General features: G+C 65.4%; 11 protein-coding genes and 2 pseudogenes. 5 read left to right on the plus strand and 8 right to left on the minus strand.

Translation table 11 applies throughout. From position 1 onward, the window contains the following. Positions 1-97 precede the first annotated feature (97 nt). Together ACWEO2_RS43575 and ACWEO2_RS43580 are read right to left on the minus strand one after the other, a co-directional pair. The gene (locus ACWEO2_RS43575; RefSeq protein ID WP_452410752.1) at positions 98-526 is read right to left on the minus strand and encodes a nuclear transport factor 2 family protein; all 429 of its coding nucleotides are present in this window, start codon (positions 524-526) and stop codon (positions 98-100) included. A gap of 41 nt (positions 527-567) precedes the next feature. Further along, the gene (locus ACWEO2_RS43580) at positions 568-1,047 is read right to left on the minus strand and encodes a DUF3237 domain-containing protein (protein ID WP_452410753.1); all 480 of its coding nucleotides are present in this window, start codon (positions 1,045-1,047) and stop codon (positions 568-570) included. Positions 1,048-1,193: 146 nt separating this feature from the next. Here ACWEO2_RS43580 and ACWEO2_RS43585 point away from each other — a divergent pair, with 146 nt between their 5' ends. Next, positions 1,194-1,874 carry a winged helix-turn-helix transcriptional regulator gene (locus ACWEO2_RS43585; RefSeq protein ID WP_452410754.1) on the plus strand — a complete coding sequence of 227 codons (681 nt, stop codon included), beginning with the start codon at positions 1,194-1,196 and terminating at the stop codon, positions 1,872-1,874. A 156-nt stretch (positions 1,875-2,030) separates the two neighbouring features. Here ACWEO2_RS43585 and ACWEO2_RS43590 read toward each other — a convergent pair. Continuing rightward, positions 2,031-2,216: pseudogene (locus tag ACWEO2_RS43590) on the minus strand (IS256 family transposase); the annotation flags it as partial. 561 nt (positions 2,217-2,777) lie between these two features. Here ACWEO2_RS43590 and ACWEO2_RS43595 point away from each other — a divergent pair. After that, the gene (locus ACWEO2_RS43595; protein ID WP_452410755.1) at positions 2,778-3,104 is read left to right on the plus strand and encodes a hypothetical protein; all 327 of its coding nucleotides are present in this window, start codon (positions 2,778-2,780) and stop codon (positions 3,102-3,104) included. Positions 3,105-3,556: 452 nt separating this feature from the next. Further along, positions 3,557-6,178, plus strand: coding sequence for an ATP-binding protein (locus tag ACWEO2_RS43600; protein ID WP_452410756.1), 2,622 nt, complete (start codon positions 3,557-3,559; stop codon positions 6,176-6,178). Here ACWEO2_RS43600 and ACWEO2_RS43605 read toward each other — a convergent pair. The 3 genes from ACWEO2_RS43605 to ACWEO2_RS43615 all read right to left on the minus strand — a co-directional run bounded on the left by ACWEO2_RS43605 (position 6,065) and on the right by ACWEO2_RS43615 (position 10,624). Next, entirely contained in the window at positions 6,065-6,616 is a 552-nt protein-coding gene (locus tag ACWEO2_RS43605) for a hypothetical protein (protein ID WP_452410761.1), read from the minus strand. The two genes, ACWEO2_RS43600 and ACWEO2_RS43605, sit on opposite strands and share 114 nt — an antisense overlap. Before the next feature lie 291 nt (positions 6,617-6,907). Beyond that, positions 6,908-9,469, minus strand: coding sequence for an AAA family ATPase (locus ACWEO2_RS43610; protein WP_452410757.1), 2,562 nt, complete (start codon positions 9,467-9,469; stop codon positions 6,908-6,910). Between the two features lie 126 nt (positions 9,470-9,595). Beyond that, positions 9,596-10,624 (minus strand): IS110 family transposase, encoded by a 1,029-nt coding sequence (locus tag ACWEO2_RS43615; RefSeq protein WP_452410762.1) that lies wholly within the window; start codon positions 10,622-10,624, stop codon positions 9,596-9,598. Between the two features lie 92 nt (positions 10,625-10,716). Here ACWEO2_RS43615 and ACWEO2_RS43620 point away from each other — a divergent pair. Next, positions 10,717-11,067, plus strand: a pseudogene (locus ACWEO2_RS43620) (transposase); the annotation flags it as partial. A 79-nt stretch (positions 11,068-11,146) separates the two neighbouring features. Here ACWEO2_RS43620 and ACWEO2_RS43625 read toward each other — a convergent pair. After that, positions 11,147-11,581 carry a nuclear transport factor 2 family protein gene (locus tag ACWEO2_RS43625; protein WP_452410758.1) on the minus strand — a complete coding sequence of 145 codons (435 nt, stop codon included), beginning with the start codon at positions 11,579-11,581 and terminating at the stop codon, positions 11,147-11,149. A gap of 35 nt (positions 11,582-11,616) precedes the next feature. Between ACWEO2_RS43625 and ACWEO2_RS43630 the strand changes: the two genes are divergently transcribed. Continuing rightward, complete coding sequence (locus tag ACWEO2_RS43630) at positions 11,617-12,420, plus strand: helix-turn-helix domain-containing protein (protein ID WP_452410759.1); 804 nt, start codon at positions 11,617-11,619, stop codon at positions 12,418-12,420. A gap of 1,080 nt (positions 12,421-13,500) precedes the next feature. Here the strand turns inward: ACWEO2_RS43630 and ACWEO2_RS43635 are convergent. Continuing rightward, positions 13,501-13,875 (minus strand): transposase, encoded by a 375-nt coding sequence (locus ACWEO2_RS43635; RefSeq protein ID WP_452410760.1) that lies wholly within the window; start codon positions 13,873-13,875, stop codon positions 13,501-13,503. Positions 13,876-14,073: the final 198 nt, after the last annotated feature.

Here is a 14,073-nt window from a genome sequence, read left to right on the forward strand (position 1 = left end):
GCATCCTCGGCTCGTTCGGCGAAGTCCAGCACGTCGGCGGTCGATGCGCCGGCGAGAAGTGACTCGCGGGCGGGGAGGAACAGCCCGACTTTCGTGGTCATGAGCCGTTGCTGCCAGGTTGGGTCGGTTCGGCGGTCAGCGCGGCTTGGGCTTGTCCGTGGTCGACAAAGGTGTCCTTGCGGGCGACCAGCCCGTCCGCGTCGAGGGTGACGACGTCGAGGCAGTCGAACCGGATGGGTCGAGCGGCGGCGTCTGGGCCGGGGATCACTGCGGTGAGGGCCCAGTCGAGGACCCAGTGACGGGCGCCGGTGATCAACCTGTGGGTTTCGAACCCGAGGCCGGGCCACTGTTCGAACAGGGCGGCGAAGGCGTCGCGGACCGCGCTCCTCCCCGAGACGGGCTGTCCGCCGTCGCGGAGCCAGAACTGCGTGTCAGGTGAGTGCAGCGTGACGATCGCGTCCGCGTCGCGGGTCGCGAACGTCGCTGCGTAGGTGTCGAAGAGCTGACGGACATCGAGCGTGGACATGCAGATTACTCCCAGAGGTGGTCGGTGTGCGGGGGGACGGCTCACTTCACGCGGTAGACGCGGTAGTGGACATGGCTCAGCGACAACTCGTTGACAGCGATGGCCACGGTCGAGTTCAGCCAGCGGTAGTCGTCGGCGCCGGTCTCGAACAGCGGAGCGGTTCGCGCGTACATCTCCTGCCAGCCGATGGTCTCGCCGGCGAGCAGTCTGCTGATCGCCTCGCCCGACAGCAGCGCGCGGCCGGTGATGGTCACGTACACCACAGCGCCGTCGTGGGTTTGCAAGGTCGCGCGAACGTCGAGGTGGGCGACGCGGTCGGAGTCGACCAGGATCCAGTCGCCGCCGCCGGGTAGGAACTGCCCGCGCAGCCGTTCGCCTTCGGCGGTGCCGCGTTCGATCACGGCGGTCATCCGCGTACCGAGCGGCGTCGCGAACGTGTGCATCGCCTGGAACTCGATCTGGAAGTCACACAGGTGCTCGACCGGCAGCGAGGTGGCCAGGTCAGCGTCAACAAGGGTCATGGGGGTCCTTCCGAGCCGTCATCGAGATGCTTCCCGTGCCGCTTTGGGGCCGGTAACACGACCAGCCTGGCTGGCATGCTTGGAAAAGTCAATTACTAACTTTGTATTTCCAAGTCTTCTCTGGGGTTGTCGGATAAAATGGGTGCATGGCGTCACGCTCGTATAACCAGTACTGCGCAGTGGCCAAGTCGCTTGACGTGGTGGGCGAGCGTTGGTCCATGCTCGTTGTCCGAGAGCTGCTCGACGGACCCAAGCGCTACGTGGACCTGCTCGCCGGTCTGGTCGACATCTCCACCGACATGCTCGCCGCCCGGCTCAAGACCCTCGAGCAAGCGGGCGTGATCACCAGACTGACGTTGCCCCCGCCGGCCGCATCCAAGGTGTACGAGCTGACCCCGCTCGGTCAGGAGCTGCAACCGGCGATGACCGAACTCGCCCGATGGGGCCTGCGGCTACTCGGCGAGAAGCGCGAGGATGACGCCTTCCAGATCCACTGGATCACCTCGTCGCTGCAGGCGATGTTCCAGCCGGAACCGGCCCGGGATATTACCCTCACCGTCGAGTTCAGGATCGGCACCGACGCGTTGCACGCCCTCATCGATCACGCAACCCTCCACACGCTCCCCGGTCACGCCGAGGACCCCGACGTCATCCTCATCTTCGACGGCGCCAGCACTCTGGCCGAGATCGGCCGCGACCCCACCACCGCAACCGCCGCCATCTCGGCAGGACGTCTCCGCGTGCAGGGCGACGCCGACGCCATCGAAACCACCAGCCACCTCTTCAGCATCGCCCGCCCACGACCACCACGGATCACCGCCAGCTGATGCAGTGCCGCTTAGCCTCGATCTCCGCAGGCGTGGTTGGTCGGGTCGGGTGGTTGGTCGGGTCGAGGTGCTGGAATGAGGAAAGCGCCTTCCGGCCTGCGGTGATTGCTGTTCCTTACGTAGCAGTCATCGAGTTCGGGAGAGGCACTTTCGGTGCAAGTGTCGCACAGGTTCGCCGCGGGGTCGGCGGTGTTCGACGAGGGCAACATCGTGTTTGAGCAGCCCATCGGGGCCGGTCAGAGACAAACCCCGTTCCTTGGCCATCCGGACCAACTCCGCCGCCGCCAGCTGCTCGGCCGACGCCTCAGCCTTCTTCTTCGCCACGGCATCAAGTGTCGTCATCACGGCACCTTCCCGCTGACCAACCAGTCAGCGAATCAGGCCGGAAACACCGATAGATCCAGTACCGACCGATCGCTTCACCACGACTGAGCCTGCGGCGTTTCGACCAGTGTCCGAACATCACACTCCGGGACCCCGGCCTCACCCAAGCACACTGCCACTGCGAGGTGATATGTCAAGTGCCGGTGAAACCCCTCGGACACCGGATGGTGAACCGCCCAACCCCACATATCTAGGTAGTGGTCTGGAAGCAATTCGTTCTTTCCCGATGTGCGTTGTCTACCTATGCGACGACGGTAGGAGGTGTCGGCGGGCACAGGTGCCGGTATGGAGCGTTCCACCGCGCCATTGATGCCTGTCGGCGACGATGGCGACCCCTGCGGTGCACAACGACGTGAAACCGAGGCGGGCAACGACGCCCAGTGGGGTCGCGGTCAGCAACTGGATACGAGTGGCTACCGGTGCCGGGCTCGGCTTTGCCAGCGAGGCTACGGCGAACATATCCATCCGGCTGGCGCAGGCGATTGTCTGCGGTGGTCGGTCGATGCGGAACTGGCTTCTATGATGACTGCACTACTACCTCTTGCCTACGGGTACCTGCGCGATGACTTGATCGGTGATCGCGACCGCGATTCCGGTGAAGACACGTTACGGGCTGCTGCCCGCGCGCTCGGCTACGAGCTGGGGACCGTGTTCCACGAACCGCCACCGGAGACCGGAATGCTGCCACCAGCGTTCGTCGATCTGATCCAGGAATGCCGCCGCGCCGCCGCGCACGCGGTGATCACACTGGCAGGGCACATGTCGAACATGTCGATGTCGCGGATGGTCCTGGCGGCGGTCCTGCAAGTACGCGCCGAGGCCGTCGTCCACGAAATCGGGCATTGAGCCTCGGGGCTTGCCTCGAGGCTCGCTCGGCGGACTGCGGTGTAGGGCGGCGGGACTTCGGTGGGCGTGTGCGCCGGAGCCGGTTTCCGCGCAGGCGCAGGCCCCATATTTCCAGAGCCGAGGCCACGGTCATGTACTGCGCGTAAGCGAGGACGACCAGGACGCCACCGTAGTCGCGTACCAATGCGTGCAGCCAGCCCAGGGCTGCTAAGCCCAGGCAGATCAGCACGACACCAACGACCAACGCCGGTACCCGCAGCGGCAGGAGTTGATCATCCAGACCGGCATCCGATGATGCCGCAGAGGCGCTGGCTTTGCCCAGTAGGTCGACGAAGCGATACCTACGGTTCCCCCGGTTTCCTGGAGACTCTGGTCTTCCCTGGGTCTCGGGGTCGTGTTGCTGGGTTTCATGCCACCGGTAACTCTCCCTTGTGGGGACTACAATTCGTTGTGTGCGTGCCAGGCATCGGGAAGGCGCAGTCAACCTTCCCGCCCCCGCTCACAGCTTCGTCGGCCGAGACCGTGAGTTGGAGCAAATCGGCCTCCTCCTGTTGGGGGGCTCGGCCCGGTTGATCACTCTCACCGGCTCCGGCGGGATCGGGAAAACCCGCTTGGCGGCCGAAGCCGTCCGCCGATTCGGCAAGGCCGAAACCAGGAAAACCCGAGTGTATTGGGTACGGCTGGCCCGACTGGTCAAAGGCTCCGATGCCACTGCGGTCACCGAAGAAATTGCCCATGCGGTGATCGAGGCCGACTTCTCTGGACGGTCGGTGTGGGACGCTCTCGTCGACACTCTCACCCGTACCGACCCGACCGGGCGTACTTTATGCACCGTGCTGGTGCTCGACAACTGTGAGCACGTCCTCGTCGGGGTCGGGCAGTTGATCGTCGACCTCCTCGAGGCGGTACCGGGACTGACCGTTCTGGCCACTAGTCGTGAACCCCTCGGCTGGGTCGACGAACACCTGATCACCGTCCCGCCGCTGTCGAACCGCCACGCTCTGGCCTTGTTCCGGGACCGGGCCGAACTCGCCGGACACCCCGTCACCGGCACCGAGCAGACCGCGGCAGCCGCCGAGATCTGCCGTCATATCAACAACCACCCCCTCTACATCCAGTTGGCGGCCGCACGCCTGCTGCGCCAGCCTCTGACGGTGATCCTGCACGGGCTCACCGGGCATGCCGGCGATACCCGACTGCGCTGGTCGCATGGACCTCGCGCGGGCGCCGACCTGCGCCACCGGGCGGTCGTCGACGTCATCGCCTGGTCTTATGAGCTGTGCAGCGACAAGGAACGCCTGCTGTTCGACCGCCTGTCGGTCTTCGCCGCCGGCTATGCCGCCAATCCCGACGACGTCGACGGCAACGCTGTTTTGGAGGTGGGCGCCGACCTCGACGCCATCGAAACCATCTGCGCCGACGACGAAAACACCGAGAACAACGCAACCGACGACAGCAATACCGGTATGGTCCTGGCCCGCCACGAGATCGAGGGTCTACTCGAGCACCTTGTCGATCAGTCGCTGGTGTCGGTGCACATGACACCCACCACCGTGCGGTATTCCCTGGTGGAGAGCCTACGAGTGTTCGCCCAGCAGCGGCTGGGTAAACGCTCTACCGCCGCGGTGGACGAACCCCGCCGGCTGGCCGAGCGGCACCGCCGCTACTACCACCACGCAATCACCGACGCCGCAGCCCACTGGTTCAGCCCCGAAGGACAGGATCTGCTGGAGTGGGCTCGAGCGGCCTGGGCCAATATCCTGACCGCGATCGAGACCAGCATCACCACTCCCGGTCAGGCCGGCGTCGGTCTGGAGATCTGTCTCGGGCTCGCTGCCCTGCAATCGGTTGGCGTTGGCGGTGCGGTAGGAGAAATGCGTCGCTGGACCCAACGCTGCCTCGACGCCACCCAGACACTGACCCCACAGCCTGTCGAGCTCCAGATCGGGGCCATGGCCGCCGTCACATTGTTCGCCCTGGTCCAGGGCTGTCCCGAGGATGCCGAGCGGATGCTCGAGGACTGTGTCACCGCCTGCCTGCCCGACCCGGACACCAGGCGGAACTGGCGGCACACCGCCGACACCGATATCGGCCTGCCCGCCCCCGTCGAACACACGTGGGGGGTGGAACTGCTGTTCGTACACCGCGACGCTCGCGCCATCGCCGCCTTCATTCGCGCTCGGGACAAATTCGATGCCCTCGGCGACTACGTCGCTGCGTCGAGGAGCGAAGACGCTTTGGCTGTGGCTGCGGGCCTGGTGGGAACCGCGCGGCAGGCCCACGAGCTCACCCGGCGTTGCCTCGACCGCGCGGGTGCTTCCGGAGCGCCATGGGAAAAGTCCTGGGCCGAATTCGCCAGGGCGATCGCCTTGACCAGGCACGGCGACCCCACCGAGGCGCTGGATCTCGAACGGTCCTCGCTGGCATATCAACTCGCCGCCGGCGATCAGTTTGCCGGGTGGATGGTGATGGAGTTTCGGACCTGGTCGTTGGCACGTCTCATCACCGACTCGCTCGCCGCCGGCCACTCCGACCGCACCATGCCGGTCGCCCTGGCCACCGAAATCGCCCACCTGGCCGGCGGGCTCAGAACCCTCCGCACCAGACTCGGTATCCACCTCGAAGAGATAAGGCCATTCGCCGATGAATCCGATAAGGCTGTTGCTGTGGCCCGCCGGGTGCTCGGCCCTGCTGCCTTTGTCGCAGCGGAAACCCGGGGTGCCCGGCTACGTCCGGAGCTCCATGAGGTGCAACGGTTCGCCCTGGGCACATTGACCATCGACACCACACCAGACAAGGCCAGTGCATCGCATTGGCGTGAGCTGAGCCCGGCCGAGCGGCAGGTCGCTGTCCTGGCCGCGGCCGGGTGGACCAACCCCGCTATCGCCGATCGACGCGGGAAGTCCTCACGAACCATCGATGCCCAAATGGCCGCAATCCTCCAGAAACTGGGCATCACCTCACGCGAGTACATCATCGACCACATCCCCAAAGACACCATCGACCAGGTCCGCACCGAAACCCGCCGATCCACACCGAAACGACCGGGAACCACCAACCCACAACCACGGTAAAGTCGACTCACCAGGGTCTGTCCAGTAAACGGCTCTGTCGCACTTTCGGTGGTGACGTGGGGGCTCAATTCCGGTGGTGACCGTTATGCCAGCAGGATGCGGTGTCGGAGTAGCTCGAAGCTGGCCCGGCCATACATTTGTCGCTTGATCAGCTTTCGTGTTGACGCACTCGATCGGTCCGTTGCTGAAAGACACCGTCAGGCCGGCGATCGCGGCGCCGTGGTCCTGGTCGAGGCCGCGCAGGAACGGGTCGAGTTCAGTCAGCCCGGCTTCACGGACCTGCTTCATCCATCCGTCGAGATCACTGCCGCGGCGTTCGGCCAGGATCGTGGCGAACTCACCGACGAGCCGGGCCAGGTCGTTCATCTCGGGACAAGCTGCGACAAGTTCGTCCACATGAGTTCGGCGCCCGGCGGGAAGATCGGTGGGTCGGCTCATGATCCACGAGGTCAGCCGCCGCGGCGAGGGACAGATGGAGGGTCGGAATACGGAAGAAACCTGCCGTTGGTGCGCTGACCTGGATGTATTCGAGGGCAGATACCAGCGCGAGGCCGGCCGTTTCACGAGTGTGTTTCAGCGGTCGATTCGTTTGGAACGCCCCATGAAACGGCGTTCGTGCTGGTCAGCGGTTGTCCGTGCTGGTGTTTCATAGACGGTCACTCATGAAACACCCCGCATCACCGGATCTCGGGCAAGAAACTCATCGGCACACCTACCAACCCGGCCGGGTTATCGGTGTGGTTGTCGGGTGGTCTCGGTTCGGACGTGGTCGATGTGGTTTTCGGGGACGAATCCGATGATGTCGGCGCGTGAGGTGATGACCAGTTTCTGGAGGATGGCGCTGATCTGGGCGTCGATGGTTCTGGGGGAGTTTCCTCGGCGTGCGGCGATGGCTGTGTTGGCCCATCCGGCTGCTGCCAGGATCGCGACCTGCCGTTCCGCGGGAGACAGTTCGTTCCAGGGCGATCGGGTGTCCCCGCGGGTGGGGCGGGGTGTCGGTGGTTGTTCGATGGGCAGCGTGCCCAGGGCGAGCTGTTGGACCTCGGCCAGTTCGGGGCGTAGCCGAGAGCCTCGGGTTTCGGCGGCGGTGAAGGTGGTGTCGCCGAGCACGCGGCGGGCGATGCCGATCGCTTTGGCGGTTTCAGCGCCGAAGGGACCCATTTTCTCGATGTCGACGCCGAGTCGGGCGCGGAATGTTTTGGTCCCTCCGGCGAGGTGAGCGGCTTCGGTGGCCAGGGCGGTGAGGGTGGCTCTGTCGGGATTTTCGGCGGCGATCGTGTCGCTAACGATCTGGGCAAGCGACCATATCCGGATTTCCACCGCCCACAACGCACCCCACTGGTCGCCCGTAGGGAGTTGGTGTGCCAGCGCGGCGCGTCCGATAGCGAGCGCTTCGGTGGGGTTGCCGTGTCGGGTGAGTGTAATCGCCTGGGCCAGTTCGGCCCAGGATTTCGCCCACGATGCCCCGGACGCGGTGGCGTGGGCGAGATGGCCTCGGGTGATCTCGTGGGCTTGTTGCGGCGTGCCGAGCAGGCCCGCGGCCAGCGCGGCCAACAATTCACACATCGCGGCGGCGCCGTCGTCGCCGAGGTGGTGGGCCTTGTCACGGGCACGGATCGAGACGGTGACAGCTCGCGGGTCGCTGCGGGCCAGCAACAGCTCGGCGCCCCACGCGAATTCGGCGGGAGCGGGCAGGCCGACATCGGTGTCGGGGTCTTGCCGCCAGCCGGCCCCGGCATCGGGCAGGCAGAGGGTGATGCAGTCCTCGAGCACCCGTTCGGCGTCCTCGCTCTGCCCCTGACACAGGGTGAGCAGCACGAGCTGGGCCAGGGCGCCTGTTTGAAGTTCGATCGGCTGCGGGCACAGGGTCCGAGTGGCTGCCAGGGTGCGTTCGGTCCAGCGGCGGATCTCCCGCAGCGAGCCCGCGAAGAACGGGACACGCAGGCCTAGCAGCCCGGCGCAGATCTCCAGGCCGAGTGCGGATTCACCCGGTGCGGTGAGGCTGGACTCGATCGCGGTCAGCAGGTTGTCCCATTCGGCACGCGCCCAATCCAGCAGGTCCTTCTCAGCGGGACCGAACCAGTGGGCCGCCGCGTACACAACTTTGTCGCGGTAGTAGCGGCGGTGGCGCGCGGCCAGCCGGGCCGGTTCGTCCACTTCGCCGGTGGAACGCTCATCCAGTCGCTGCTGGGCGAATACCCGAATGCTTTCCAACAGCGAATACCGCACGGTCGTCGCCGTGATGTGCACCGACACCAGCGACTGGTCGACCAGACGCTCCAGCACCCCCTCGACCTCATCGGCCATCACAGTCACGGCCGCAACGGCGCCGGGGTCGTCGACGCAGACCGCCTGGATTGCTTCCAGGTCGGCTCCGACGTCGAGGGCCCTGTCACCGGTGTTGTCTTGCGGGTTGGGGTCATAGCCCGCGGCGAACACCGACATGCGGTCCATCAACAGGCGTTCGGTGTCATCGCAGAGGTCGTAGGACCAGGCGATGACGTCGCCGACCGCCCGGTGACGAGGGTCGGCTCCGAACCAGGGTCCGGGCGACCAGCGCATCCGCTTGTCGTCGGCTCGGCCGCTCAACTCGTCGAGAACACTCAACAGCGGTCGCCGAAACAGCCGTGCGGCAGCCAGCTGGATATAGAGCGGATGATTGTGCACGTGGCGACAGATCGACTCGACCATGGTGCTCTGTTCGAGCTCGCTGATGGTGTGGCCGGTCAGTTCGGCTCGCTGCCGGAACAATGCCAACGCCTGCTTGCGGGTTAGCGGGGGCACCTCGACCAGGTGTTCGTCGACCCAGCCGATCGCCTCGCGGCTGGTCGCCACCACGGCCAGCCCCGGCACCGCCTCCAGCAGCTCGGTGATCAACCCACCGGCACCGGCCACGACGTGCTCACAGTTGTCCAGCACCAACACCGTCTGCCGGTCCCGACCCGCCCCATCAGTGACGGTGAACGTCTCGACCAGCGCGTCGAACACCGACCGACCGGAGAAGTCGACATCCAGCACCGCTTTGGCGACTTCTTCCTCAACAGCGGCGAGGTCGCAGCCTCTGACCAACCGCGCCAACCGCGCCCAATACACCGGTACACCCCTGGCTTTGTGGTAGCGGCGCACGGTCTCGGCCGCCAACCGGGTTTTGCCGATCCCACCCGGCCCGGTCAACGTGATCAACCGAGCCGAACCCAACAATAGAGTGCTGATCGTCTCCAACTCACGATCACGACCGACGAAATCGGCGGTGGCTGCGGGCAGACCACCGACACGCCCACGACTGCTCATCGCCACACCACAACATCGTAGTCTTCGTGTCGCGCATCGGCCTTCTGCCGCTGTCGGTAGGACTTGTCCTCGACAACAAGTTTCGTAGGTGGTTGGTTGCGGTTGGGACTGTGGATTGCTCCTCTGTCAAGCAGTAGTTGGAGTTTCGGCTAGGTGGTGGTTCAGGTCGGTGATCATGGCGCGGTAGACGAGGTCGAAGAGTCGGCGTTTGAGGATCCGCAGCGCCTCCATGCCGCCGTCGCCTTTGGCTTTGCGTCTGGCTAGCAGTGCTCGTGCGTCTGGGTGGCAGCGTGCCTGTGTGAGGGCGATGCGGTGGAGCGCGGCGTTGAGCTGCCGGTTCCCGGTGCGGGACAGGCGATGGCGCGCGCGGTTGGACGACCAGACCGGTAGCGGTGCGCTGCCGTTGTGGCGTGCGAAGGCGTCCTTGGATCGGAACCGGTCGACGCCGGCGGTTTCGCCGATGATCTTCGCCGCGGTCAGGGCCGCGCAACCGACGATGGCCAGCAGTGACGGCGCGACCTGATGCACTCGTTCGCCGATCTCGCCGGCCAGTTCGTCGATCTCGATGGTGAGCCGTCGGCAGTGCTCGACCAGGGTCACCGCCAAGCGGGCGACGAGCCCGTCGAATTGGGCCAGGTGTGCTGCGACGCGGTCGTAGGCGCTGGTGCGCTCGAGCTTGCCCGGCGGCATCCAGCCCGGGTCCAGCTCGTGCAGATGCCAGCGCAGCCGTGCGATTATCCGGGTGCGTTCGGTAACGAGGTCCTCCCGATGGTCGACCAGCAGCCGGATCTCGCGTTCGACTCCATCGAGCCGAGCCACCGGCAGATCGGGTTCGCGTAATGCGGCGCGGGCGATGGCCAAGGCGTCGATCGGGTCGGACTTGCCGTAGGTGCGCGCCGAATCCCGGGCATGGGCCATCAGTTTCGGTGGAACACGGACCACTCGCTCACCGGCTACGATCAGGTCGCTTTCCAGGCGCCGGGTCATGTTCCGGCAGTCTTCGAGCGCCCACATCCTTTCCGGATCGGGTTGTGCCCGTGCCCATTTCAGCAGTGCCAGATGATCGGTGCTGCTTGTTGCGATCGTTTTGGTGGACAGTTTCCGGCCGAGCTCGTCAGCGCAGACGGCGGTGTGGGTGTGCTTGTGCGCGTCGATAGCGAACCGGCCGACTCCAAGATCCTGATACTGGATCTAACGGTGGTTCCGGGCCCGATTCGCTGAATGAAGTTCAGCGGGAAGGTGCCACCATGGCGACACTTGATGCGGTGACAAGGAAGAAGAAGCCGGTCGAGGCGTCGGCTGAAGAGCTGGCCGCTGCGGAGCTGGTCCGGATGGCCAAGGAGCGGGGGTTGTCCCTGACCGGGCCGGATGGGCTGCTAAAACAGCTCACCAAGACGGTCCTCGAGACCGCGTTGAACGAGGAGATGACCGATCACCTCGGGTTCGACAAGAACCAGGCGCCCGAGGACCGCGAAACCACCAACGTGCGCAACGGAAACCGCCCCAAGACGGTGCCGACCGAGTCGACCGGTCATGTGCAGATCGAGGTGCCCCGCGACCGCGAGGGCACTTTCGAACCGCAGCGTCGGCGGTTGACATGTCCTCCTGGAGCAACGGAGGGCATTCCGGCGGCGGGTCCCGGAAGGGAGATCATGACATACCTGGCCCGTGATTCGTCTAGAGCAAGGCGAACGGGTTGTGGTCGCTCTCGTGGAGTGGTTGGACGACCTCCCAGTGCTCGGCAATCAGGTCATCCTGGATACGGAAGACGTCGGCCACGGCAATCAGCGCCCCGCCGGGCACCCACCTACGGGAGAGCATCATGACGTAGTCACCTTCGGCGAACAGCCGGCTGATCTCGATCCGCATCTCGTGGAGAGGATAGTTCCTGAAGGCTGCGATCCAGTCGGCCCGGTTCGTGTGCGGCACATCCTCGGCGTGGTCGACGAAATCCTCGCGCAGGAGCGACTCGACGACATCGAGGTTGCCGCGTCCAACGAACTGGGTGACCACTTCGTGGACCAGCTTCTTGTTCTGATCGTGCTTGTTTTGATCGGTCATGCCTGAAGTCTCTCGGCGCCAGCGGCGGCTGTCGATGAAATCGGATGTCATGGATCGGCTCCGTCCGGCTAGCTAGGCTGTGGCAAATGAAGAGCGTCGGCGAACTGCTGCGGGAGTGGCGGACTCACCGTCGCCTGAGCCAGCTCGACCTCGCGATCGCCGCCGAGGTCTCGGCGCGGCATGTCAGCCTGGTCGAGACCGGAAAGTCGCACCCGAGCGCGGCGATGGTACTTCGTCTCGCGGATCACCTCGATGTGCCGCTGCGCGATCGCAACCGGCTGCTACTCGCCGCAGGGTACGCGCCCCGCTACGGTCAACGCTCGCTCGACGGGCAGGAACTCAGATCGGCGCGCCACGCCGTGGAATCGGTCCTCCGCGCGCACGAGCCGTTTCCAGCGCTCGCGATCGATCAGCGCTGGAACATTGTGTTGAGCAACGATGCGGTGGGGCCGTTCCTCGCCGACGCCGACGCGGAGCTACTTGTCCCGCCGATCAACCTGGTTCGGCTGGCTCTGCACCCGCGCGGACTGGGCGGACGGGTCGTCAATGTCGCACAGGTGCGTGCGGTCCTACGTGCTCGTCTGTCACGGCAGGTCGCACGGACTCGCGACCCTGTCGTCGCTGAGCTCTACGATCGGCTTCTCGAAGCCGGTCCCGGGGATGACGCAGCCCTCGTGTCGATCGGAACGGAGATCGCGACTCCGATGACGTTTCGACATCGTGGCGAGGTCCTCTCTCTCTTCTCGACCACCGCCACTTTCGGCACGGCGCTGGACATCACCCTCGAAGAGATCTCGATCGAGCTGTACTACCCGGTGGATGCGCAGACGGACGCCCACTTCCGCCGCCTCCAACCGGCACCTCCCGCCACCGACTCGACGGTTCCCTGATTCGCACAGACGGTTCCATCAGCGAGTCAGTCGAGGGGCAGGCGAGCGAGCGGTGCCGATGCGGTCACACAGTGCGTCAGGATCATCGCACCACCGCACGACTTCCGCGCGTTGGTGCGTCACTGGCTACCGTGCCGAGCTCACTCTCCGCGCCTCGAAATGGCGGTGCCACGCAGACCTATCCGACTCCAGTCGATCTCCCCCTCGGCAGCCGCGGAGTCGCCGGGCTCGAACATCCGGGGCCGACTCGCCGGCTGAGGCGGAACGTGCTTGGTAACGGGAGTCGAATCGCTCTCGCGCTATTCGCAATTCATCGCAGATCGAGTCGGGTTGTGGGACCGGGAGTTGTTTTCACGTTCCGCTTGACATCGGCCCCGCTACGAAGCGTCCATGGAGCCGGGAACAGCACCGAACCCCCGTGGAATCCGCCCCGATCGGTGCCGATTTCCCTGTCCCGACCGGGACATCCGTATTCACCCCGCACCCATTAGCGCCCGTACCCGCCGAACCGGTGTTGAGCGTCATTGGGGATGCCGATGATGGCGGCTGAGCCGTCATCGAGGTGGCCGATGGGGTGGTCGGCGCCTGTTCAGGGGTTGATCGGATTCGTCTGCACCGTCAGGGTGACGAGCACTGTTGGTGCACGACACCCTCGCTTGTGAGTCTTGGCGGATTCGGCGGGGGTGCCGTGCGTAGTGCGGAAGGCACTGATGGTCACGGTAGAGGTCGATCCGGTTCGGGTCGAGGCCCGTTTGGTGGCGGGTGAAATTTGTTGCCCGGCTTGCGATAGCGGTGTGCTGGCTCGGTGGGGTTGGGCTCGGTGGCGGCGGGTTGCGCCGGCGGGTGAGCCGGTGAAGCCGGCGGTAGCAAGCACCGGTATCGGCGTACGGGGTATCGACAGCTCCGAAGCGGGTATCGGCTCCGCGCTGTTGACCGCGAGCTCGCAGATCGGCAGCGCAGTCGGATTGGCCGTTCTCGCGACCGTCGCCGCGACCGCGACCAGTCACGCCATCGGGATGCACCCGATGAATGAGGCGCTACCAAAGGTTATTCGGCAGCATTCCTCGTAACTACGGGGCTCTACATCCTGTGCCTCGCCATCACAGTGGCCATGGTGAAGTCGACGGCGGAAAGCGCCGAAACCGCTCCGACCTCCTGACCAGGCCCGCAAAGAGTCGGTCCGTCAACGCTGTGGCGGACCGACTCTTTGCGCGCGTGGATCAGCGCCCAGATCCCGGTGCGCTGCCAGCGGCGGAACAGCCCGTACACCGTCTGCCACGGCCCATACTGTAGCGGCACGTCCCGCCACGGTGACCCGACCCGGACCCGCCACCGGATCCCATCGATGAGCGGCCGCTTCGTCCACTTCGGCGGGCGGCTCGGCTTCTTGTTCCGGGGCAGCGACGGCTCCAACGGTGTCCACTGGGCATCGGTCAGGTCCGCTCGACCCGCCATATCGCCACCGGCATGCCAACGGCGGCAACAGATCTCAAAAAACTCCAGACACTTGGGGGCGCCGCCACGCAGCGCCCCCAACTACACCACTTTCAAAACACGGCCTAGCTTGAGTTTTAAGCTCTTCGGCGTGGTCGCGGCCCGGCTGGTTTGGGTGCTCGTGTATTGCTGGCTGTCTTGATGTACACGTCGTAGCGG

This window comes from Nocardia sp. NPDC004278 (assembly GCF_053602975.1).

Coding starts and splice junctions, on each gene's coding strand:
- ACWEO2_RS43595 (WP_452410755.1), top strand. CDS start 2,778: ATGATGACTGCACTACTACCTCTTGCCTACGGGTACCTGCGCGATGAC.
- ACWEO2_RS43605 (WP_452410761.1), bottom strand. CDS start 6,616: ATGAGCCGACCCACCGATCTTCCCGCCGGGCGCCGAACTCATGTGGAC.
- ACWEO2_RS43625 (WP_452410758.1), bottom strand. CDS start 11,581: ATGACATCCGATTTCATCGACAGCCGCCGCTGGCGCCGAGAGACTTCA.
- ACWEO2_RS43635 (WP_452410760.1), bottom strand. CDS start 13,875: ATGGCGGGTCGAGCGGACCTGACCGATGCCCAGTGGACACCGTTGGAG.
- ACWEO2_RS43585 (WP_452410754.1), top strand. CDS start 1,194: ATGGCGTCACGCTCGTATAACCAGTACTGCGCAGTGGCCAAGTCGCTT.
- ACWEO2_RS43610 (WP_452410757.1), bottom strand. CDS start 9,469: ATGAGCAGTCGTGGGCGTGTCGGTGGTCTGCCCGCAGCCACCGCCGAT.
- ACWEO2_RS43630 (WP_452410759.1), top strand. CDS start 11,617: ATGAAGAGCGTCGGCGAACTGCTGCGGGAGTGGCGGACTCACCGTCGC.
- ACWEO2_RS43580 (WP_452410753.1), bottom strand. CDS start 1,047: ATGACCCTTGTTGACGCTGACCTGGCCACCTCGCTGCCGGTCGAGCAC.
- ACWEO2_RS43575 (WP_452410752.1), bottom strand. CDS start 526: ATGTCCACGCTCGATGTCCGTCAGCTCTTCGACACCTACGCAGCGACG.